The sequence below is a fragment of the Mediterraneibacter torques genome (assembly GCF_044591705.1).
Classification (GTDB): Bacteria; Bacillota; Clostridia; order Lachnospirales; family Lachnospiraceae; genus Mediterraneibacter; species Mediterraneibacter torques.
Window position 1 is genome coordinate 418,341 of record NZ_CP172594.1, and the last position, 23,805, is coordinate 442,145.

The following is a 23,805-nucleotide window of genomic DNA, read 5'->3' on the forward strand; positions in this document are numbered from 1 at the left end:
TAATAATTACAATGCCTCGAAAATATGAGACGAAAAATTATAATAGTAATTGTAGTTGTGGTTCTGGTTATAGTAGCTACAATAACATTTTTTGTGATAAAAGATTTACAGCAGGAGAAAAGTCTTCGAAAAGAAATTGATGAAATTCAAAAAGAAATGGTAGATTTTGAACAAATAGATGTAGACAAAATAAGCAAAAAATTAAAAGCTACAGTAACTACAGGAGATTATGCCAAAATTGAGAAAGCCATAAAAAACTATATGGCAGATAATTTAAATACGATGCTAACAATTTCAGAGGCTTTAAATGATGAAGTAATACCAAATGCGCTTACTGCAGAAAATTATCAGAATGATGGTCCCGATTTTGTAAAAACAAGGAAAATTTTAAAAAATACACAAGATAAACTCAGTGCTTCAAAAGAGACGATGATAATATTGTCAAAAGACGATACGGTTATGTCTTATTTAAAGAATGTTGATGATTCGTATTATATTGATTTATATAAAGAAATGGTGGGAGAAGAAAGTTCGGTTGATGATATTAAAAAAAATATTGACGATATAGTGAATTTGATTCAATCCCAGCAAAATGTTTTGGAATTTCTTTCAGAAAATAAAAATATGTGGAATGTGCAAAACGGAAAAATTCAGTTTGATGATGATATTTTATTAAATCAATATAATCAATTACTTTTAGCCGTTCAATAAAAAACGAAGGAGAGAATATGCAAAAGAAGAATTGTGTTTTGTGCATAAGTATAGGAATTATAGTATGTATATTGTTATCAGCTTGCTCCAAACAACCAGACTTCGATGCCAAATCCTACGTCCAAAGTTCTCTTGATGCATACTATCATGGAGAATATAAGGACTATGCGAATCTGTTAGAAATCTCGGAAAAAGATGCCAAGAAAGAAATCGAAGAGGATTTTAATGAGAGCATCCAACAGCAATTTGATGATTCTGATAACATTACGGACAAAGGAATTGCTGATTATGCGGAAAAACTGGCAGAAGTAAAGAAACTGGCAAAATACAAAGTACAGGATGTGAAAGAAGAGGATGGAGTCTATACAGTAAGTGTACAAGTTGAACCATCCAATGTATTTCAGACATTGCAACAAAGCTCTACAGAGGTAAGCAATGAAAAAATAAAGCAGGGATTGGATGGAAATGATCCAGAAGTCTTTGCAGCTGTATTAACAGAAAGTGTCCAGAAGAGTCTTGAAAAGAACAGTTATGGAAAAACTGTTACTGTAAAAGTATCAGTGGAAAAAGATAATTCAGGAAAGTATGGTCTTTCGGATACAGAGATGAGTAAGCTGGAAACAGCGATGTTTCCAACAGAATAAGAATGAATGGAAAGCTATCAGAGGAAAAAAACTGGTAGCTTTCTTTTGTTTCAAAAACAGAGACTTGTTAAAAAGCTATTGTAATAAGCGAATCAGAAAAGTTATAATAAATGATAATGGATGGCAGAGGTCATCCATTCATTATGAGAAAAAGAAGGGATCCCACATGAACCAACAAGAAATATTCACATACATCCAAAAGCAATACCCCACCCATCCAGACACCATCAACAAATCCGGATACCTCGTCACCATCTTCAAAAACCCAAGAACCGCCGCACCTTATGCCATCTTTTACCAACCAGCTGAAAGAACAACTTTCATGGAAGTTCAGGCAGAGCCGGACATGATAGGCAACTACATCGAAATGTATCACCTTGCTCCGGCAAAGTACATGGACAAGAAGCACTGGCTGGCAGTTCCGTTGGATGGTTCTGTCAGCGATTCAAAAGTTCTGGATTTACTCGATATGAGCTACGACCTCGTAGACGGACAGGCAGAAACAGATGGAGAGACAGGAGCAGATAGATAGGGGCAGACGGACAGGCAACAGACAGTACGCCAGAAGAAAAAGATTGACAATTCTGACCACACATTCCATAATGACGATAGTGGTTCGAGAGAACTAACAGGAAAAATGGGAGAGACAACATGAAGAAAAAAAGCTCATACCGATGGCTGATATGGATCATTCTGGCAGTGGTTTTAATCGGGGTAGCACTTATGCATATCCTTCCCCCATACATCGACCGATGGAAATCCGCCAGAGATTATGACAAACTTGCCGAGGAGTATGTAAATGATGAGTCCGAACCAGATGATGGAAAGCAGAAGAAAAAAGACTGGTGGGCAACAGACGTAAAAGTAGAGTTTGACAAACTGAAAGCCGAGAATCCAGATGTTATCGGATGGATACGGTTTGATAATCAGGACGAACTTGGCATCAATTATCCAATTCTGTATTCAGGTGACAATGAGAAATATCTGAGAACCGACTTGTATGGCAACAGCCACATCGCAGGGTGTATCTTTTTGGAAGGTCTTAACAAATCTGATTTTTCGGATTATTACAACATCATCTACGGTCACAATATGAATGACGGAAGCATGTTTGGGAGCCTGAAAAAATATAAGGATGACGGATTCTGGAAAAAGAATCAATACTTCACTGTATATTCTGAGACAACCGCCTACCGTTATCGAATCTTCTCTTATGAAGATGCGGTCAATGGCGGTGATGTGTATAAAGTAGGATACCAGCCTGGCGAAGAGTATCAGAAATTTATCGATCAGATGATAAAAGATTCCGATGTCGATACAGGAGTAAAGCCGCAGACCAGTAACAAGATACTGACACTTTCTACCTGTACAGGGAACGGATACAGCAAGCGGCTTGCCATCCATGCAGTCTGCGTTGACGCACAGACTACGGATGAGTCAAAATTAAAGGAAACAGGAAATTAACTATGAAAATATCCAAAAGTATGTGAAAAAAGAAATAAAAACATATTTTTGGATATTTTTATATGGAATTATAATGTTGTAGCGGAAAATGCATTGACAAACCTGAAAAAAGGACAATATAATTAAAAATACATGGTTTGAACCAACTAACCAAAGCGTAATCGGGAAATAAGAAACAGAGGAAAAAAAGTAATGGAAACAAAGAAAGTGGCAAAAGAATACCTGCAAAAAGATATTCTGCGGACGATTTTTCAGATGTGGTATTCCTTTTACACCACAGAGATTGGAAAAGAGAGAAAAGCGGCTATCGAAGATATGCGGTTTAAACGGGATGGCTGGCTGTACATAGAGCCTTGGGAGATTTGGTTGGAACTAACGGAGCATCCGGAAAATGAGGATGATAGAATAATCTGGTATCAGAACATGCATGGAATCTGGAAGAAGGCAGAAGTAAATGATCAAATCATCAAAATCCCTGCCACAGCATTTCACATAGAGTACGAACAGCAGTGGTTGGGTGAAATACACTTCACCTGTAATCTGGGGGTGTCGCAGAGAAAAAGAAAGGCTCCAAGAAAAAAACGATATGCTTACTGGATGGAAGGCTTTTGCAGAAAATACCGGATATCGTGTAGCGGACAAATATATAAAAAAGACAGGTGGGAAAGGTAAAATGGTAAAGAAGATTGAAAACAGAAATATTGATGTGACAAAAGCCAGAGGCGAACTGGAAGAAGATCTTCTGGAATATGTCTACCGGACATGGAGGCAGGGCAGACAGATCACATCGAAAGAGTATGCCAGAGAAGTGAACATAACCGGATATGAAGCGGCAGGCCTGGTGCGGAGTCTGGTGAAAAAAGGATTTTTGTGTGAGCCGGAAAACGGACATCTGGAACTGAGCGATAAGGGAAAACTGGAAGGTATGGAGTGCCTTGCACGCCATGAGAAACTGACACAGTTCTTTCAGATGGTAAGTGGAATGGATCAGCAGAGGGCGCAGGAAGATGCCTGTAGAGTGGAACATTATATCAGTCCGGAAGGGTTAAAAGGAATTGAAAACTTTCTGCAGTACGGTGACGTATACGACAGAGTTTATGACGATATGGACTTGTATACCTTTTATGAGGATGGTGAGTTCCCGATGGCATTCGGACTGTATGAACCGGAACGACGCAATCCAAGGTTCCTTGCACCAGAGTACGGGAAACTGGAACACTCTGTCATATTAAGAGTGAAAAAGTCACAGAACTGTTTCCTGCTCAAGACAAAAAAAGACGAATCCATCGGCTATGTATGGTACAGAAGAGATGATGAATGGATACAGGCGAAAGAAGAAAAAGGTGTTTATCAGTTACCGACAGACATCTGTACTTATACTGCGAATACAGGAATCCCGATTACAGAAGCAGTGGCAATCATTGCGATTACACGCTTTGAACAGAAGCCATTGCCAATCGATTATCGGGAATTGAATATTCATGTATGGTGACGAAGAGAGGAACAGGAAAATGGAAAAAGGTGAACATCTAAAGAGACAGAACAGACCTACGATGCTACAACTGCAATATTTACAAGGTCTGTCAAAAGTAGAAAAGAAACGTGGAGCTCAGGGAAGTATCGCAGAATATTATGGCGTGAACCGATCAACGGTGAACCGTTATTTTAAGAACTGCATAGAAAGAGGAATTCTGACAGAATCACTGGAATTTACTCCTGTGGGAGAAGAATGGCTGGAAAGATATACCAAGCTGTATGAGAATCTTGAAAAATATCTGGAAGAAATCGGTGCAAAACCGGAAGAAATCGAGGAATCACTGGATGTTATGGTGGAGAATATCGACATCCACATGCTGGAACTGATGATTAACGCCTATACAGAGAAAAAATCAGTATACAAGAAAAAAGAGAATGAACTGGATCAGGAGATACAGCACAATCTGCAGAAATGTGAAAGGCATCCGGTAGTGTTCCGACTTTACCGGATGAATAAAAAGCAGGGGCAGGGAAGAGACTCTATGGCGATGAGAGGATTTGAAGAAATAGCCGAAATCGTTCAGGAGAATGGAGAAAGCTATCTGGAATTAAAGCTGAAAGAGATGGCAGCACACTCCAGAGTGAGTGGTGAAATGATGGCTGGAAAACTGAAAACATTGAAGTATGAGCATAATGAAGTCCTTGAAGAAGCAAGAATAGAGAATAATATAGTGAAAATCCCGATGGAAGCGTGCAGAATCCACCGATGGACGGGGATTGGCACGATGGGAATTGTACCAGTTACCGTTACCTGCAGCGTAGGACCAATGCACATGCCGGAAAGCACTGCACTGTTATATTTCTGGGTATAAATAAGAAGTGAGAAAAATTCTCATTTACGCATATCATGTAACAAAATAAGAAAAAATTTCAATAAAGTGTCGCTGTTGATAAAACACTATCAATAACGGCACTTTTACGTCTATTGTTGTCTGAATAGCAACAAAATCAAAGGAAATAACGGCTCGTTTGTTGCAATTCAGGCAACAAACTTGTAAAAAATGGTGTTGACATTGGATGGCAAATTATGGTATCTTTTGGACAAGGAGTTAGACGTGGGTAACCGGAATAATTCTCATGGAACTCTAAGTATCATAACTAATAAATTATTAGCAAAAAAGCTAATGCCAAAAAACGAAAAGGAGGATTACAGTTATGAGAAAGATCAAGAAATTAGTTGCTACACTGTTAGCAGCAACAATGGTAATGGCAATGGGAGTTACAGCGTTTGCTGCAGATTCATTAGCAGATGGTAAGTACACAGCAAAGCAGAATCTTTATAAGAACTCAGCTTATACAACAACATCTATGGGAGATGCTGCACTCAATGATATGCGTGCAGAAATTACGATTGCAGATGATGAGGCAACACTTGTTGTTCATACTCATGAGATTACATATTTAGGTCTGACTGGACATTTAGGAAAAATGGTAGTTAATGGAAAAACAGTTACTCCGAAACAGACTACAACTAATGGCGTAACAGATTACTACTTCACATTCACAGGTTTAGATGCATCTACAATTTATGAAGGCTGTGTAATTACTGGTAAATTCACAACATACGTTGGAAGTATGCCGATGAACGCAACAGGATATTTGAAACTTACAGACATCACAGCAAAATAAAATAAGTAAATATGTATGTAAAGCAAGCTGCTGTACCCAAAAGTGCAGCAGCTTGTTGATACGGAGACCAGCTATGAAAAGTCAACCATAAATTAGCAAAAAATTTCTTTTTCATATCGGTGGTAAAAAAGGGTAACTTTAATAGAGCTCCCTTAGGGTGCTTTTTCAAAATCTATCGATATAGGTATACAGATCTCTTACTCGAGGTTAAATTCTACTTCGTCAGTGAGCATCTTCCAGATGACTCTGACAAGCTTGCCGGCACAGTGCCCAAGTGCATTGTAGTGAGACCGGCCTTCAGCCCTCTTGGCATCATAATAAGCCTTGAAGGTTGCGTTGTTCCTGACAACGTTCCAAGCTGCATTTACAAGAGCATATCGTAAAACACGAGAGCCACGTTTGGACATCCTTGTTGTCTTAGCCTGAAAGTTACCAGACTGATAAACAGAAGGATCCAGGCCTGCAAAAGCAAGCAGCTTGTTTGGATTGGAGAAACGGTGAATATCGCCTATTTCACCAAGGATCATTCCACCATTGATATAACCGATACCAGGAATGGTCATGATGACAGAATCGTTAAATTTCATGATATCCGTCATCTCAGCTTCAATCTTTTCTAATTGGCTATCCAGTAACTCGATTTGTTGAATGGTTTGAGTTATCTGAATAGATATAGCGCTGTCGTTGGCACCGACAGACTTCTGTGCGAGAATTCTTAATTCTTTGGCCTGCTCTTTAGTAAAATGTCCGTGCGAGTTCACTTTGAGCAGATTTGCCAGATGAGTCATATGCATGGAAGCAATCTCTTTTGGAGAAGGTGCTTCTTTTAAAAGAGCATAGACAGCATTCTGATGCAGACCGGATTTGAAAAAGTATTGAATCTCCGGGAATACTTGATCAACATAGGTTGTCAGTTGGATTTTCAATCGGGTGCGTTGCTTAATGGTTTTCTGCCGAAAGCGCCCCAAGGCCTTAAGATCCATCATATCGAGATCAAAGAAGGTAATAAATCTTAGGTCATCCTGCATCATAAGAGTTTTAGCAATAACAAATGTGTCGACCTTATCTGTCTTTGTTTTACGAACATTGTTCTTACGCATCTGACAGGTTTTGATGGGGTTCAACACACACACTTGGTAGAACTCAGCAACAAGGTATCGAACAAGGTTGTCACCGTAGTGTGCCGTCGACTCAAGACCGATGATGATGCTGTTCTTATCGAATGATTCGAGCTTAGAGACCAGCAGTTGGAAGCCATCAGCGTCGTTTGTGAATTTGAACGGCTCAATGAGTATTTCACCGTCCGAAGAAATCGCAGCGGCGAAATGGTTGAGTTTGGCAATATCAATGCCTACAAAAATTTTCATGAGGTTGTACCTCCCTTTCATAAAGTCTGATACCATGATGTCCACCATCGATTATCATCGTAGACTTGATAGAAATAAGTACTCTGAGTGAAAAACACTCCGGCAACATCCAGCTAATAAACAATTCAGATAAAGGTAGCGGCAATACACTCCAGTCGAGTAGTCAAGGCTACAGGGAAAAATCAAAAGTCCATAGTATCTGAATTGTATTGAACCACGATATTAAAAGAAAGGAAACGTGTGATAATTAACTTCCTAATTATCATACAAGGAAAAATGAAAAAAATAAAAAAGATATTAGCCTTTGTATTGAGTACAAGTATGTTACTTGGCGGTATGAATATACAAGCGTTTGCTGGTGAACAGAAAGAAACAAATACCGCAAATACAGAGTTAGATAACCAAAATGAATATGTTGTTCCACTGACTTTTTATGGACCTTCTGGAAAACTGCTTACGGAGGAGCCTTATTCGGGTACAGTTCAGGATTACATGGATAATGTTGCACTAGTAAAAAAGAATGATAATGGAACATATCATGTAACCTTACAGATTGAAAATTATGAAAAAATTGATATTTTGCAGTTCTCAAAACCGGGTGTAATTTCAGATGATATAGCACCTTCGAATGCACCTATGGGAACTTTTAATATTCCAGAAAAATATATTGCTAATAATGAGGAAAATCCATCAGAGGCAACGGAATATTTGAAGGAACAAGGACAAATTAATGAAGAGTGGAATGATAAATACATTCAAAATTATTCTGTTGAAAAAGCAACAACGGGTGTGTCGTGGTATTCTTTTGATGTGGATACACTGGAAGGAACGATGTATACTAAAGCTTTCTATAGTTATGGAAGAACAGATGATGACTTGGAAAGCTATATGTACGGAATTGTAAACGGAAAATTTACATTTGATGTAAATAATGCAGTAGTTGCTAAAGAGATTAACGAAGAAAATTATAAAAATATTGGATTGGAGCTTTCTAAAGTTGTAACCAGTGTTGGAGATTCACCGGATTTCACAGGATTTGTAGCAGAAGAAAAAACTGCAAATGATTTGTTTAGTGGTACTTGTGAAGCAAAAATTGAGAATGGAAAAGTTACTGTTACAGCAGAGACAAGTAGCATTGATTCAATAAGAGTACTTGAAGAAATTATGGATTTAGGCGAGTGTACTTATCCTTCAACTTCTTCATATCGTCAATATATGTATGCGTATTCGAGAGAAGTAAAAAAGAATAAGTATATTTCTGTTTATTCAGACAATATTTTGGAAGATGGAAAATTTTCCATTGAATACGAAAACTTAGAAGAAGCTATTTTTGGAAAACAGGTTGAGATACAAACAGAAGATGGTACCTACTATGGAGAATTGCGAGTAAGAACAACACCGAAAGAAAAACTCGAATTGACAGATGGTGATGTTACACTTGTAACAGATAACTATACAGTTAATAGTAAAGCAAAATTTGGAGCAGAACTTTTACAGGAAACCTCAGATGAAGATAGTGAATATAACAAATATTATTCTTTATTAGCAGGAAACGCTTCAAAAGCATTGATCTATAATTTGTCATTAAAAATGAATGACTCGCAGGTTATTCCATCGAGAGCAGTAGAATTAAGAGTAAAAATTCCGAAAGACTGGGATACGAGCAAAATAGAAGTTCAATGGTATTATCCAGTAAATGAAATGTTTAATCCGATAGAGTATTTTGATTCATCTTCCTATAAAAATGATGATGGAAGTATTCACATGGAGGGCGATGAACTGGTTATAACAGGCACTACTCGTGTTTATAATACAATCGCCATTACACAAAAAGCGGATAAAGTAGATATTTCAGAAATCCAGGACGGAACATATAATGTTAATGTTACTATGTGGCAGCAGGATCAGCCGGATAGATTGTCTATGAGCAATTCTGCGGTTGTAAATGATTCAGCTCGTTTGGTAGTAGAGAATGGAAAGAAACATATCTATTTTGATACACAAGGAATTGTGATTACGGGCAGATATGGTTATACAAATGGAATATTCTGGGCAAATAATGAGCAGACAGAAGAAAACGGACTTCCGATATTAAGTGAATATACACCGCTTGATTATTATAGTTACTACCTAAATGATTCGGGAAGCACAGATATGGATTCCTATGCGGAAGAATATGACTTATATTATCCGAAGAGCGTAGGTTTTGAATTTCCAGAATCAGCAGACAGAGATGATGGGGTATATTTGAACTTCTTTGTTCCTATCATGGATGAACTTCAGCATAAAGTTCCTGGATCTGGTGAAGGATGCAGAACTGCATTTATGACTTTATCTGGTTTAACACCTGTGGCAGAAATTAACGAGCCAACCCACGATAAATCTGTTTTAGTTGTAGCAGTTGATAAAGCATCTAAATATACAGCCGACAATTATACAGAGGAATCTTACAAAGTATTATCTGACGCAGTAGCAAAAGCTCAGAAGGTAATCGACGGAACAACTTCTGCAAACGATTCTGAAATCGTAGCATTAGATAAAGAAATTTCTGATGCAATCAGCGGATTAAAAGAGGCAACTGGACTTGACAAATACAATAAAGTCCTGAAAAATGCCAAAGCATTAAATGAAGCAGATTATACAGCAGAAAGCTGGGCAGACCTTCAGGCAGTGATTACTGCTCAGGAAGGAAAGGTAACAGAAGAAAATGCAGATCAGGCATCCGCAGACCTTCAGTCAGCAGTAGATGCACTTGTACCGATGTCAACAGCCGTTTCCATGGAAAAAGGTGTTTACGAAGTACAGGCAACACTTACCAATCAGGATGGAACAGCAAGTGATTTGAATGCAGGATTAAAATCTGCTCGTTTATATACAGATAAAGACGGCAATGTAACTGCTTATCTGTACGTGGACGGAATTACCGGTATGCAGTATCGCAAGGGTGCCGGATATGCGGATGCAGATACAGACGCAGGCAGACTTGTAGTGAAACTTCCTGCAAATGTAGAAAACCATAAAGTAAAAGTAACAACAGAAAGCGGAGAAGCAGAACTCCTGTTAAATCTTGATTTAAAATCTGCAGTAAAACAGGAAATTAAAAAATCCGATCTGGAATCAAAACTGAATGATGCAAAAGTATTAAAAGAGAAGAATTACACAAGTGATTCATTTGCAGTATTGACAAATGCCATTGCTACAGCAGAGAGTGTTCTGGCAGACAAAGTGGCATTCCAGTCAGAAATCACAGCAGCGGAAGTTACTCTGGACACAGCAACAGCAGGTCTTGTAATGAAAGAAGACGTAAAAGCAAGAGCAGAACTGGATCAGGCAGTTTCCGATGCGAAAAATAATTATGCAGAAGCAAATTATACAAAAGACAGTTATGAGAATCTGAAGGCTGCAATCAAGGAAGCTGAAGAAGTATTAGCAAAATCTGATGCGACAGTAGATGAAATGAATGAACAGGTTGACAAGCTGGATAAAGCAGTGAAAGCACTTGTTCGTCTGGATGATGCAGTAGATAAGTCAGAATTAAATGGCTATATCGAAAATGCACTGACCAAGACAAATGACGGCACTTATACAGACAACAGTTGGAACAGTTTCCAGGCAGCAATCAAATCTGCTCAGAAAGTATCCGCTGATGTCAATGCAACAAAACCAGAAGTAGAAAAGCAGACAAAACTGCTGACCTCTTCTTATGAAGCACTTGTTGTTAAAAACAAACAGAGTGATCTCTTTGAAAAATATCCGCAGATTTTTGAAGGTACATATTCCGTACCGATCAAACTGCTCAACGCAACATCCGATGAAGATTCTATGGGAAATGCTTCCATGATTCAGAACGGAATTGTAAGAGTTACGGGTAAAGGTGAAGTAACACTGGAGATGAACTTCCAGTCCATGAAATTTGCCGGAATGACAGGTTATCTGTACAAACTGAAAAAAGTAGATATGGATACGGTTGAATACAACAAATATAATTATCCGGTAAAATATGAAGCTTCCGATGCAACAATTCTGGAAGAGTACACAGATGTTTACGATTTATTTAATGACAAGAACTCTGAGTATTACGACAAGAATACAGAAGGAAACTGGTATCCAAAAAAATTATCAATCCCGATTGAACTGAACGACAACCTGTTCTATGTAGAGGTTTATGTTCCGGTTATGGAAAGCATCGGTGAAGGACAGGGTACAAAGGTTGCCAGAGTTTCTATCGACTGGGCAAACATCAAACAGGAGACAGGAGTAGAAAGAGACAACAGTGTAATCGAAGCACTTCTGAATCAGGTATCCGGTATGCAGCAGGGTGATGTTGCTGACGAATACTGGAACGCTTTAAATGCGGCTTACATGACAGCTCAGGATGTTTACAATGATATGAATTCTACACAGAAAGAAATTGATCTGCAGGTGACAGCTTTACAGGCAGCCGTAGATGCAGTAGAAACTCAGATCGTAGACAAGACAGAACTGAATGCTTTGATTGAAAAAGCAACAGCAGAAGCAAATCGTACCGATGTTGTTTATACTTCTGCAACATTAGAAGCATTAAAGACAGCAATCACAAATGCACAGGCAGTAGCAGCAAAAGAAGATGCTACCAAGGCAGAAGTTCAGGCACAGGTTACAGCACTTCAGACAGCACTTGACAGTTTAAGAGTTGTTGATAAGACAAACTTAAATGCCCTGATTGAAAAAGCAAAAGCTGAGGCAGCAAAAACAGATGTTTATGAAAGCAGCAGTTTGACGGTCCTGAATACAGCAATTACACTGGCTGAGAATGTTGCAGCAAATCCAAAAGCAACAGAGGCAGAAGTTGCAGCAGCAGAGAAATCTCTGACAACTGCATTAAACGGACTGGTAGAAAAAGCAGTTGTAGATAAGAGCAAACTGGAAAGCAAGATTGCAGAAGCAAAGACATATTTAAGCCAGACAGACATTTATACAGAAAGTTCTCTTGCAACATTACAGAGTGCAGTAGGTCGTGCTCAGAATGTAATGGATAATGATTCTGCATCACAGAAACTGGTAGATGATCAGGTGACAAAACTGACAGAAGCAATCCAGCAGTTAGCAAAGAAGAGTGATGGAAAACTGGATATCAAGAACCTTGCTGATGGGGTTTACTCTATCTATGGAACAATGGTGAAAGTAGACAAGAATACTTATTCTATGTCAAATGAAGCAATCAACCATACAATTAAACTGACAGTGAAGAATGGTAAATACTATATCACTCTGAACTTCAACGGACTGACCGTAGGACAAAAACTTGGATATTTAAGCCAGCTGAAATACTTCACAACAGGTTATAGTGTTGATCCTCAGTATGGTAATCCGCAGGGATCACTTGCAGATGTTACCGTAGATAGTTATCAGAAGAATGCAGATGGAACGTTAGTATCTGATTCTTATGGAACAAACTATCCAGATGTCGTTACATTCGAATTGATTCCGGAAGCTCTGAATGATGGATATGTTCCGTTACAGGTATTCGTTCCGATTATGGACGCAATCAGCTCTGGTACAGGAACACAGCCAGTATACCTGAAACTGGATAGGAGCTCATTAAAAGCAACAACATCCGATGATCCAGACTTTGATAAGAACGACAACAATAATAGTAATTCCAACGGAAATAACAACAGTAATTCTTCTATTGGAAACAGCTCACTTGGAAATAATACCCTTGGAAGCAGTTCTCTTGGAAGCAGCAAACTTGGTTCTTCCTCACTTGGAAGTGGTTCTTCAAGTCTGAAGAGTGGAACATCCAGCCTTGGATCAGGTTCCAGCCTGAAATCAGCATCCAACGTTAAGACTGGTGATGTTGTACAGAACAATACCCTGTGGGCAGCTATCCTTCTTCTCGGAGGAGTCGCTTTACTGGCAGGAATCATGGAGTACAACAGAAAGAAAAAAGCAAACATAAAATAATTAAGTAGAGATTTGGCAGACGACCCTCCCATTCCTTCGGGACTGGGAGTCTGCCAAACTCATTTAACAGGAGATAAGGAATGAAATTAGCAGCGAAAAAAAATAAAATATTGTCTGCCATTATGACTTGTGTGCTTGCCATTACTTTAATGGCAGGCTTTCCTGCTGTTAAGGCTTATGCCGCAAGCGGGACAGTGTATAGCTGTACAATTAACAGATGTTACGCACACCCGGTTACCGGAGTAATCGAAGATTCCGGTGGAGAGAGTTCTTATGCAACAGGACAGGGCATGGTAGAAGGTTGTGTATACAGCAATGGTATCTTGGAAGTATCAGACGATGGAGCTTATTATCTGACCATCCGCATGAGTCTGATGGACTACACCAGTGGACATAGTTTTCAGGTACAGAATGTAGGAGATTCCGGCTGGTCTACACCATCAGAAATCGGTATTACAGGAAATGGTTCAGACAGCAACGGTACAACAGCCGATGTGTGTATGCGTGTGCCAAGCGAAAACTGTGTAGTCAGAGGTTCCATGTATGTAGAACCGATGGGAAGAGATGTTATTTTCTATCTGTATCCGAGCAACTACAGTGAAGGAAACAATACAGACATGAACGCAACTATGGTAACAGAAAGTTCTGATGGAACAGCAGTAGAATCCAGTGGTTCTGGTTCAGTAGATAATTCAGGTTCTACTTCCAGTGGAAGTTTAAGTTCTGGAAGTTCTTCTCTTCAGAGTTCCGGCTCATCCGATAAAAGCAGTTCTTCCAGCAGCTCATCAAAGAAACTGGAGAGCAGTATTACAGAAGCTGCAAAACCGAGCAGTGATTCTTCTTCACTGGATACAGAAAATCCAGTAAATTCTTCAGAAGGATTAAGTCTTTCTACTGCGAAAGATGGAACAAGTGACAGCGATTCCGATAGCGGAAATACTTCTTCCGGCAACCGGATTTTTCAGATTGCATTGGCAGTTGTAGTAACAGGTCTGATTCTGCTTGGAGCAGTATCCGGAGTGATTTATTTCTTCCGTAAGAACTGGAAACGTTGGGGAGGTGCAGAGGACGATGATGAATAGGCGTTTGAAAAAAGCATCGGCTGTTCTCCTTGCAATGACCATGATTTTTTCTCTGGCAGGTTGTGTAGACCAGAGTCAGGGAAAGAAAAGCAGTGATTCTGCTACGCAGACAGAGAGCAGTACAGATGAGACAGCCAGCAGTAAGACGGCAGATAAAAAGACTTCTGACAGCAAATCGGACAAGGATTCTTCCAATGAAGATGCCAAGTCTCTCTTAGAGATTAATGATCCGGAAGAAAAGGCAGCCGTAGAAGCAGCCAAGAAAAAAGTACAGGCTATGAAAGAAAGCCCAAGAATTATAGCGACTTCTCCGGCAACCGCAGATATCTGTGACAAGCTGGAACTGGATTTGGTAGGTGTTTGCAGTAGCACCGTATCCACAATTCCAGACAGATACAAAGATGTAGATACAGTCGGAACAGCCATGAGTCCGGATATGGAGATTGTATCCTCACTTAATCCAGACTGGATTTTAAGTCCGGTGTCATTGCAGAGTGATCTGCAGCCGAAATATGAAGCAATCGATACAGACTGGGCGTTTTTGAATCTTAGAAGTGTGCCGGGTATGTACCGTTCCATTCAGGAACTGGGTGAGATTTTCGACAGAGAAGATCAGGCACAGAAACTGGTGGACGAGTTTACAGAATTCTATGATGATTATAAGAAAAAGAATGAAGGAAAAGACCATCCGAAGGTAATGATCCTGATGGGACTTCCGGGGTCTTATATTATCGCAACACCGAATTCCTATGTAGGAAGTCTGGTGGAACTGGCAGGCGGAGAGAATGTATACTCTGACACCGATCAGGAATTTTTGACCGTAAATACTGAAGACATGAAAACCAAAGAGCCGGATATTATCTTACGTGCCGCACATGCACTGCCGGATCAGGTGGTAGAAATGTTCAATAAAGATTTTGCGGAGAATGACATCTGGCAGCATTTCGATGCTGTGAAGAACGGCAGAGTTTATGATCTGACTTATGAATATTTCGGTATGAGTGCTACGTTTAAGTATCCACAGGCACTGGAAGAATTACAGCCAATCCTTTATCCGGAAAGTGATGAAGATTCAGCAAAAGCAAAAGAAACCAGTGATAATGCACAGAAGAAAGCAAAGGATTCTGACGCAACTGAAAAATACAACGAACAGCAGAGCAAGTAGAAAGGAGAGGACAGATGAAAGAGACAGAATTAAAAAATACTTCTGAGACTTCCGAAAGGGAAGTCCAGAACCTCTCCGGTCAGGATAAAGCAAGAAAGCATCGGAAAACAGCAAAAGCAGCCATTTCCTTTATTGTAATGATCGTATTGCTGGTTGCATTATTTTTTGCGGCAGTGAATATCGGAAGCCTGAAAGTCAGCTTCCCGGAACTACTGAAAGGATTATTTGTAAAGTACAATGAAGACGTGGCAACAATCTATGACTTACGATTCCCACGAATTGTAATCTCCATGTTAGCCGGAGCTGCGATAGCGGTATCGGGTGTGTTATTTCAGGCGGTATTAAAAAATCCACTTGCCGATCCGGGAATCATCGGTATTTCCAGTGGAGCAAGTTTTGCGGCGGTACTCATTACCGCATTTGCACCGACTTTATTTTTCTTCACTCCATTATTTGCATTTCTTGGTGGTGTGATTGCATTTGTCTTAGTTTACAGCCTGTCATGGAAAGGGGGATTAAGTCCCTTAAGAATTATCCTTGTCGGTGTGGCAGTCGATGCAATGTTCACCGGATTATCCAGTGCGCTGAATTCAATGAATGGCGGAAACATGTCTGGCGTGGCAGCCATCGTCAATGGTAATATCACAATGAAAACTTGGGATGATGTGAAAACCTTAGTACCGTATGTAATTATCGGACTGGTTCTGGCACTGATTATGACGAAGATGTGTAATCTGTTAGCACTGGAAGATAAGACAGCACGAAGCCTTGGAATCAATGTCAATGCAATGCGTATCGTGATTTCACTGATAGCAGTATTGCTTGCAAGTATTTCCACAGCAGTAGCCGGAGTGATTAGTTTCTTAGGACTGATTGTTCCGCATATCGGAAGAATTTTAGTAGGAAGCGACCACAAGGCATTAGTTCCATTTAGTGCTTTGTTCGGAGCGTTTACGTTCCTGCTGGCAGATACCATCGGAAGAACGATAGCTGCTCCGTATGAGGTATCCGCATCCATCATTATGAGTGTGGTCGGAGGCCCATTCTTCATCATTCTGTTAAGGAGGTCTAAGAAGTATGCGAAGTAAAGAAAAGAATATGGATTTGACTTCTACAGAGAATGAAGCAGCAAAGAAAGTGAAAAAAGCGGATAAGTGGGCAGACAAGCCTGCGATGGAAGTTAGAGATCTGCACTTTTCCTATGGAAAAAATAAAGTCTTAAAGGGCGTATCCCTGAAGATTGAAGAAGGTAAAATCACAACGATTATGGGAGCAAACGGATGTGGAAAATCTACATTGTTTTCCCTGATGACGAAAAACTTATATCCGAGAAAAGGAAATATTTTCCTCAAAGGAAAGAATATCCAGAACCTGAATTTAAAAGAATTTGCCAGAAAGGTTGCGATTGTTCAGCAGTATAACAGTGCATCAGACGATATCACCGTTGAGAATCTGGTGGCATTCGGAAGAACCCCACATAAGAAAATGATGCAGGGAGACAGTGCCGAAGATGAGCGTATGATTCAGTGGGCATTGGAAGTAACCAATCTGACAGAATATCGTGACAGAGAAGTGTCAAGACTTTCCGGTGGACAGCGTCAGCGTGTATGGATTGCAATGGCACTTTGTCAGGGAACAAAGACGCTGTTCCTCGATGAGCCGACTACCTATTTGGATATCCGGTATCAGATTGAGATCCTGCAACTGGTGAAAAAACTCAATCAGGAATTTGGAATAACCATCATCATGGTACTGCACGACATCAATCAGGCAATCGCATATTCAGATAATGTCATCGGCATGAAAGATGGAAAAGTGCTGGTGGAAGGTGATCCGGAAGAAGTGATTACGGAAGAGAGCATCCGGGAACTGTATGGCATTGAGCTTGGTGTGACAAGGGTTGATGGACGGAAGTTTGTGCTGGCGGTGTAAGAAGAAAATAGTAGTAGAACGACAAGAAATAAAGGGGAGGAAAACTCCCACAGGAGAACAGAAAGAAGATGAAAAATCCTTTAAAAGTAGTATGGATCGTGCTTGGATTTCTTTGCCTGGGACTTGGTACGATAGGAATTGTACTTCCTATCCTGCCAACCGTTCCGTTTTATATGGCAACACTGTTTTGCTTTGCAAAGAGTTCTAAGAAACTGCACGACTGGTTCGTAGGAACGAATCTTTATAAGAAACATCTGGACAGTTTTGTTCAGAAAAGAGCCATGACAATAGGAACAAAATGCAAGATTATCGGAATGGTAACGGTAGTCATGGCAATCGGCTTTATCTGCATGAAGAATGTACCAATCGGAAGAATCTGTATCGCAGTGGTTTGGGTATGCCACCTGTTATACTTCTTCCTTCGAGTGAAAACTTTAAAAGTGAGAGAAGAATTACCGGAAGGTGCAGAAGTGGAATAATATGATGGATAAAGTAGAAAAGAAACGACAGAAGGAACAGCATGTCGTGGAAGAGATGATCCGGCTGTATTGCCGGAAAAAACATCCGAAAGAAGACAGGCAGGCAGGGCAGATTTGTCCTGTCTGTCAGGAACTTTTGGATTATGCAAGACTTCGAAGTGAAAAGTGTCCTTTTATGAAAGAAAAGACATTTTGCGCAAACTGTAAAGTGCATTGCTATAAGCCAGAGGTGAGAGAACAGATCAGGCAGGTTATGCGTTTTTCAGGACCAAGGATGTTATTATACCATCCAGTTCTTGCAGTATGGCATCTGGTATGCAGTAAAAAAGAATCGAAGAAAGAAACAAAAGGGTAAGATTTTTATGATTAAAACAAGACTGGTGGGGCTGTTGTCCCACGCAAAAAAGTATATCGTGTATACGATTTTGTGGCAGTGGGCAGCCCTCCTGTCGCAAGTGTTGGCAGTCTTTTCTATCGCAGATTTACTGGAACGGGTAGTGTACCGGGCAGTAACCGTACCGATCATTGAGCGGACAATACTGATTTTAGTTCTGGTTGTGGTGATTCGATTTATCTGTGAACGGATGGGAGCAAGGTCTTCCTATCTGGCGTGTGTGGATGTAAAGCGGATTCTGCGTGAAAAGATTTATGAGAAAATGTTAAAGTTGGGAGCTTCCTACAGTGAGCAGGTATCCTCTTCGGAGGTCGTACAGGTGTCAACTGAGGGTGTGGAGCAGTTGGAAACATACTTTGGAAAATATCTTCCACAATTATTTTACAGCCTGATTGCACCACTGACATTATTTATCATTCTTTGCAGAGTGAGCCTGAAAGCGAGTGTGATCCTGCTGATCTGTGTACCACTGATCCCGATTTCTATCGTGGTGGTACAGAAAGTGGCGAAGAGATTATTAAATAACTATTGGAGCATCTATACTGGACTGGGAGATTCGTTCCTTGAAAATTTACAGGGACTTACCACACTGAAGATTTATCAGGCAGACCAGCAGAAAGCAGATGAGATAGATGTGGAATCCCAGAATTTCCGTAAGATTACGATGAAGGTGCTGACCATGCAGCTCAATTCCACAAGCATGATGGATATTGTTGCCTATGGTGGAGCTGCGATCGGTATGGCAGTCGCGGTGTCCGAATTCTTAAAAGGAAATATCAGTGTAGCAGGAACGTTATGTATTGTTCTGCTTGCCAGCGAGTTTTTCCTGCCACTCAGACTGCTTGGTTCATTCTTCCATATCGCAATGAATGGTATGGCAGCGAGTGATAAGATTTTCAAGATTTTAGATCTGCCGGAACCACAGGCTGGAGAAAAAACACTGCCGGAGGTCGCGTTAGATGTTACATTAAAAGATGTGCACTTTTCTTATGAAGAGGACAGAGAGATTTTAAAAGGAATCAACTTAAATCTTCCGGCAGGAAGTTTTGTATCACTGGTTGGTGAATCCGGATGTGGTAAGAGTACGATTGCCGGAATCCTTGCAGCAAAGAACCGGGGATATAACGGAGAAATTACCATCGGTGGCGTACCGCTTAATGAAGTGAATGAAACCAATCTGATGCAGAGGGTTGTTCTGGTTCGCCATAACAGCTACCTGTTCAAAGGTACAGTAGAAGAAAATCTGAAGATGGCAAAACCGGACGCAACGAAAGAAGAGATGGAAGCTGTCCTTCAGAAAGTGAATCTCTTAGGGTTCTTACAGACACAGGATGGCTTGCAGACACAGTTGCTGGAAAAAGCAAGTAACCTGTCCGGCGGTCAGTGTCAGAGACTGGTGATTGCCAGAGCGTTGCTTCGGACAGACAGTGCGGTTTATATTTTTGATGAAGCCGCATCCAATATCGATGTAGAAAGTGAAGAACTGATCATGAATGTGATTCACGAACTGGCAAAGACAAAGACGGTGCTTCTGATCTCTCACAGACTGGCAAATGTTGTGAAGTCTGACAAGATTTATTTCTTAAAAGACGGAGAAATCAAAGAAAGCGGAAAGCATGACGAACTGATGAGCCGGAATGGTGCGTACAGACATCTGTATGAAAGCCAGATGGCATTGGAAAACTATGGAAAAGGAGGAGTGGCATAATGAGTGAAAATACGAATACAACAAAACGCAGAAGTGCCCTCCAGATCATGGGAAGTCTGATTGGTCTGGTAAAACCCCTGCTCCATATCATGCTGGCAGCAATCATCCTTGGAACATTGGGTTATTTATGTGCAATCTTCCTGACGATACTGGCAGGACAGGTCATCGTGCATGGTCTTCTGACAGGAGTAGCCGGAATGATTGTTCCGGTGGACAATATGTGGCTGGTATTTACTCCAGTAAAAACGATTATCACAGTCATGATCGTAATTGCAGTGCTTCGTGGAATCCTGCATTATGTGGAACAGTATTGTAATCATTTTATCGCATTTAAGCTGTTGGCAATCATCCGCCATAAAGTGTTTGCAGCACTGAGAAAACTCTGCCCGGCAAAACTGGAAGGACGGGACAAGGGAAATCTGATCTCGATTATTACAACCGATATCGAATTACTGGAAGTGTTCTATGCACATACCATTTCCCCGATTGCGATTGCAACACTGACCTCAATTATTATGGTGATTTTTATCGGAAGATATCACTGGTTAGCAGGCGTGCTTGCACTGGCAGCTTATCTGATTGTCGGAGTAGCCATCCCGATGTGGAATGGAAAACGTGGCAGCCAGAAGGGAATGGAATTTCGGACAAACTTCGGAGAACTGAACAGCTTTGTTCTGGACTCTTTACGAGGATTGGACGAGACCATCCAGTACGGACAGGGTGAAAAGAGAAAAGAGCAGATGTCTGAGCGTTCCAAAAATCTTGCAGGAATGCAGGAGTCATTAAGCAAAATGGAAGGCTCACAGCGTTCATTTACGAACATGGTTATCCTGCTTGCATCCTTTGGAATGCTGGCACTGACAATCTGGCTGTACGACAAAGGTGCGATGGGATTCGAGGGAATCTTAACCTGTACCATCGCAATGATGGGTTCTTTCGGACCGGTAGTAGCATTATCAAGCCTTTCCAACAACCTGAACCAGACATTGGCAAGTGGTGAACGTGTTCTCTCCCTTCTGGAAGAGACGCCGCTTGTGGAAGAAATTCCGGGGGATGTGGAAACTTCCGGTGTAGAGAGCATGGAATATGAATTTAAAGGAGCAGAGGCAGAGAACGTAACATTTGCTTATGGTGAAGAAGTTATTTTAGATAACTATTCACTGAAATTACAGCCGGGTAAAATCACAGGGATTCATGGTGCGAGCGGTTCCGGAAAATCTACACTCTTAAAACTGTTGATGCGGTTCTGGGATGTGCAGGATGGAAGTGTATCGGTAGACGGTACAGATGTCCGCAAGATTCCAACCAAGCATTTAAGAGATATGGAAAGTTATGTTACGCAGGAAACACACCTGTTCCATGATTCCATTGCAAACAACATTGCCATCGCAAAGCCGGGAGCATCCAGAGAAGAGATTATGGAAGCCGCAAAGAAAGCATCTATCCATGATTTCATTATGACACTTCCGAAAGGATATGATACAGAAGTCGGAGAACTGGGTGATACGCTGTCCGGTGGTGAAAAACAGAGAATCGGAATTGCAAGAGCATTTCTCCATGAATGCCCCCTCATTCTACTCGATGAGCCTACATCGAACCTCGACTCTTTAAATGAGGGAATTATCTTAAAATCATTGAAAGAATCGGCCAAGAAGAAAACAGTTGTCTTGGTATCCCACAGAGTATCCACAATGAATGTGGCAGATGTGGTATATGAAATGGAGAATGGCAGAATTTCTTAACAGCAGGAATGCAGAAGAAATACTTTCCAAAAGGGGATAAAGTAGTATATGAAAATTGGAGAATCCAAAGAAGATTATCTGGAAGCGGCGTATGTATTGAAACGTCAGAAAGGATATGTTCGTAATTCTATGCTTAGTGATTATCTGAACTATTCCAAAGCGAGTGTTTCAGTTGCAGTACGTGGACTGCTGGCAGATGGATATGTAATAAAAGACCGATATGGCAGCATTGAACTGACAGAAGAAGGAAGAAAGATTGCAAAAAAAATCTATGCAAGGCATGTGCTTTTAGAAGAATTTTTACGACGAATAGGAGTATCTTCGGAAACTGCAAATCATGATGCGTGTCGGATGGAACATACAATCAGCGAAGAATCTTATAAAAAGATTCAAGAATTGGTACGGAAGATGAAGGAAGAGAATACGTTAAACGAAGAAATGAAATTAACGAATTAAATCAAAAACAGGAAAGGCGGTGGAGAGATTTCACTGTCTTTTCTGCTTTAAAAATGAAGTAACATAAGAAAAGGGATACAAATGAAAAAAGTATTGATTGCTGCGGATGAGGTAGATAAGTGGAGTCAACTTTGTGAAGGGTTAAAAAATGAGTGGGAATGTACGACCGTTAATCTGGATGTGTTTGAAAAATTCCATACCATAGCGGTCTATGACGCAGTATTGATGCTTGTGAGAAATGATAACGGAAAGCTGGGCAGGCTGATTTGGGAAGTCCGGCAGTACAGCAGGGCTCCGATTATTGTAGTGATACCGGGGATTCAGGCGGTAAAAAAGTATATCGAATGGGGTGCAGACCTAGTATTTCCACATCCTTCGGTCAGCTTGATCAACACGTACCTGTATGCATTACTCAGACGTTCCGATATCACATGGAACACTGGAAGAAAAAAGAGAAAAGCAGGAGATCATAAGGAAAGGAAAACTTCTAATTGACTGCCGTTATCATACTGTTTACTGGGGGAAGCATGAGCTTGCAACCCTAAATGAGCGAGAAAAGGCATTCCTGTATCTGTTGGCAGATGCCTCCAGACAGGTAGTTACCCATGAGATTATCTTTGAACAGTTATGGAAAGAACCATATGGAGATGACTCTGCCAACATGATCTGGTGTTTTGTACGCAGACTCCGCAAAAAAATGGAAAAGACAGAACCGGAGGCTGCAAAGATAATTCAGAGTATACGAAAGGTGGGATATTATTTAGATATAGACAGACATTGAGCAAAATGTAGAAAAATGTCGAATTATGCGAAAAGTGACTGGCAGATGACTGTTACATTACACAGTTCTGACAGTCTTTTTCTATATACTTCTTTTTGTGGTGTTTTAGTAAGGCATGACAAGGAGAAGAGTTATATTTGCATCAATGGAAGTCCTTAAAAAAACAAAAGAGTAAGGGAAAAAGAAGTGCTGTAATCGAAGAGGTTGCAGCATTTTTTTATTCGACATTTTTCGAACATTATAACGTACATATCCGGTCACCGCCATGCTCCGATTTGATTTCTATACCAAAAATCAGATCGGAGGAAAGCTAAATGGCTTATAACAAGACAAGTGAAGAACGAAAGTGGAATTATTGGAAAGAACAGGAAGAAAAGAAACTGCGTGAACTGGGAATGGAAGAAGAGAAGATCCAAAAGTTGCGCCAGATGGACAGGGAAGATTTTCTGGAAGAGCGCAGATTCCGGGAACATCTGGATGAAATGATGCAGGATATGGATTCCATAAAACAAAGGGACAGAGGACGGTTTGCACAGGATATCCGAGAACTTTTAGACAACATTGGAGACCGACGGATCTATGAATTATTAAAGGGCACAGAACATCAGACATTAGAGATACTTTTGCTTAGTACATGGGGATATTCAGGAAGAGAGATTGCCAAAATTATGGGAATGGCAGAACAGACCGTTTATACCAAAAGAAACCGTTTAAGAAAAAAATTAAATAATTTGTCGAAAATTGAATAATAACAGCATTTTTCATCGGC

General features: G+C 40.4%; 22 protein-coding genes. 21 read left to right on the forward strand and 1 reads right to left on the reverse strand.

What is annotated here, in order from left to right; all coding sequences use genetic code 11:
• Positions 1-24: 24 nt before the first annotated feature.
• The 8 genes from ACH9UM_RS01880 (at position 25) to ACH9UM_RS01915 (ending at position 5,984) form a co-directional block, all read left to right on the forward strand.
• Positions 25-711, forward strand: a complete 687-nt coding sequence (locus ACH9UM_RS01880) for a hypothetical protein (protein ID WP_015513344.1) — start codon at positions 25-27, stop codon at positions 709-711.
• Between the two features lie 17 nt (positions 712-728).
• Entirely contained in the window at positions 729-1,355 is a 627-nt protein-coding gene (locus ACH9UM_RS01885) for a hypothetical protein (RefSeq protein WP_055247014.1), read from the forward strand.
• Positions 1,356-1,521: 166 nt separating this feature from the next.
• Positions 1,522-1,887 (forward strand): MmcQ/YjbR family DNA-binding protein, encoded by a 366-nt coding sequence (locus ACH9UM_RS01890; protein ID WP_015513345.1) that lies wholly within the window; start codon positions 1,522-1,524, stop codon positions 1,885-1,887.
• 119 nt (positions 1,888-2,006) lie between these two features.
• Complete coding sequence (gene srtB, locus ACH9UM_RS01895; protein WP_055247017.1) at positions 2,007-2,819, forward strand: class B sortase; 813 nt, start codon at positions 2,007-2,009, stop codon at positions 2,817-2,819.
• A gap of 192 nt (positions 2,820-3,011) precedes the next feature.
• The gene (locus ACH9UM_RS01900; protein WP_015513346.1) at positions 3,012-3,491 is read left to right on the forward strand and encodes a hypothetical protein; all 480 of its coding nucleotides are present in this window, start codon (positions 3,012-3,014) and stop codon (positions 3,489-3,491) included.
• Position 3,492: 1 nt separating this feature from the next.
• On the forward strand, positions 3,493-4,311 hold the full coding sequence (locus ACH9UM_RS01905; protein ID WP_055247019.1) for a metal-dependent transcriptional regulator: 819 nt from the start codon (positions 3,493-3,495) through the stop codon (positions 4,309-4,311).
• A 19-nt stretch (positions 4,312-4,330) separates the two neighbouring features.
• A complete protein-coding gene (locus tag ACH9UM_RS01910; RefSeq protein WP_055247021.1) occupies positions 4,331-5,167 on the forward strand; it encodes a hypothetical protein in 837 nt (278 codons plus the stop codon).
• Between the two features lie 343 nt (positions 5,168-5,510).
• Positions 5,511-5,984, forward strand: a complete 474-nt coding sequence (locus ACH9UM_RS01915) for a hypothetical protein (protein ID WP_400091790.1) — start codon at positions 5,511-5,513, stop codon at positions 5,982-5,984.
• Between the two features lie 197 nt (positions 5,985-6,181).
• Here the strand turns inward: ACH9UM_RS01915 and ACH9UM_RS01920 are convergent, their stop codons facing one another.
• Positions 6,182-7,351, reverse strand: a complete 1,170-nt coding sequence (locus tag ACH9UM_RS01920; protein ID WP_009243756.1) for an IS110 family transposase — start codon at positions 7,349-7,351, stop codon at positions 6,182-6,184.
• Positions 7,352-7,627: 276 nt separating this feature from the next.
• Here ACH9UM_RS01920 and ACH9UM_RS01925 point away from each other — a divergent pair, with 276 nt between their 5' ends.
• The 13 genes from ACH9UM_RS01925 to ACH9UM_RS01985 all read left to right on the forward strand — a co-directional run bounded on the left by ACH9UM_RS01925 (position 7,628) and on the right by ACH9UM_RS01985 (position 23,785).
• On the forward strand, positions 7,628-13,297 hold the full coding sequence (locus ACH9UM_RS01925; RefSeq protein WP_400091792.1) for an NEAT domain-containing protein: 5,670 nt from the start codon (positions 7,628-7,630) through the stop codon (positions 13,295-13,297).
• A gap of 80 nt (positions 13,298-13,377) precedes the next feature.
• Positions 13,378-14,379 carry a heme-binding Shp domain-containing protein gene (locus tag ACH9UM_RS01930; protein ID WP_055159318.1) on the forward strand — a complete coding sequence of 334 codons (1,002 nt, stop codon included), beginning with the start codon at positions 13,378-13,380 and terminating at the stop codon, positions 14,377-14,379.
• On the forward strand, positions 14,369-15,544 hold the full coding sequence (isdE, locus tag ACH9UM_RS01935; protein WP_055247030.1) for a heme ABC transporter substrate-binding protein IsdE: 1,176 nt from the start codon (positions 14,369-14,371) through the stop codon (positions 15,542-15,544). The genes ACH9UM_RS01930 and isdE overlap by 11 nt, the downstream gene beginning before the upstream one ends.
• 14 nt (positions 15,545-15,558) lie before the next feature.
• A complete protein-coding gene (locus ACH9UM_RS01940) occupies positions 15,559-16,632 on the forward strand; it encodes an iron ABC transporter permease (protein WP_015513351.1) in 1,074 nt (357 codons plus the stop codon).
• Entirely contained in the window at positions 16,622-17,476 is an 855-nt protein-coding gene (locus ACH9UM_RS01945) for an ABC transporter ATP-binding protein (protein ID WP_229092161.1), read from the forward strand. The genes ACH9UM_RS01940 and ACH9UM_RS01945 overlap by 11 nt, the downstream gene beginning before the upstream one ends.
• A gap of 68 nt (positions 17,477-17,544) precedes the next feature.
• Positions 17,545-17,955, forward strand: a complete 411-nt coding sequence (locus tag ACH9UM_RS01950) for a YbaN family protein (protein WP_015513353.1) — start codon at positions 17,545-17,547, stop codon at positions 17,953-17,955.
• 4 nt (positions 17,956-17,959) lie between these two features.
• Positions 17,960-18,310 carry a nitrous oxide-stimulated promoter family protein gene (locus tag ACH9UM_RS01955; RefSeq protein ID WP_015513354.1) on the forward strand — a complete coding sequence of 117 codons (351 nt, stop codon included), beginning with the start codon at positions 17,960-17,962 and terminating at the stop codon, positions 18,308-18,310.
• Positions 18,311-18,317: 7 nt separating this feature from the next.
• The gene (locus ACH9UM_RS01960) at positions 18,318-20,057 is read left to right on the forward strand and encodes an ABC transporter ATP-binding protein/permease (protein WP_015513355.1); all 1,740 of its coding nucleotides are present in this window, start codon (positions 18,318-18,320) and stop codon (positions 20,055-20,057) included.
• Positions 20,057-21,799 (forward strand): amino acid ABC transporter ATP-binding/permease protein, encoded by a 1,743-nt coding sequence (locus ACH9UM_RS01965; RefSeq protein ID WP_015513356.1) that lies wholly within the window; start codon positions 20,057-20,059, stop codon positions 21,797-21,799. The genes ACH9UM_RS01960 and ACH9UM_RS01965 overlap by 1 nt, the downstream gene beginning before the upstream one ends.
• 48 nt (positions 21,800-21,847) lie before the next feature.
• On the forward strand, positions 21,848-22,255 hold the full coding sequence (locus ACH9UM_RS01970; RefSeq protein WP_015513357.1) for a metal-dependent transcriptional regulator: 408 nt from the start codon (positions 21,848-21,850) through the stop codon (positions 22,253-22,255).
• 81 nt (positions 22,256-22,336) lie between these two features.
• The gene (locus tag ACH9UM_RS01975; protein WP_400091796.1) at positions 22,337-22,750 is read left to right on the forward strand and encodes a hypothetical protein; all 414 of its coding nucleotides are present in this window, start codon (positions 22,337-22,339) and stop codon (positions 22,748-22,750) included.
• Positions 22,659-23,036: a winged helix-turn-helix domain-containing protein gene (locus ACH9UM_RS01980; protein WP_400091799.1), complete on the forward strand. Its 378-nt coding sequence runs from the start codon at positions 22,659-22,661 to the stop codon at positions 23,034-23,036. Before ACH9UM_RS01975 ends, ACH9UM_RS01980 begins: the two co-directional genes overlap by 92 nt.
• A 314-nt stretch (positions 23,037-23,350) precedes the next feature.
• Positions 23,351-23,785: a LuxR C-terminal-related transcriptional regulator gene (locus ACH9UM_RS01985; protein WP_015513359.1), complete on the forward strand. Its 435-nt coding sequence runs from the start codon at positions 23,351-23,353 to the stop codon at positions 23,783-23,785.
• The last annotated feature ends 20 nt before the right edge of the window (positions 23,786-23,805 follow it).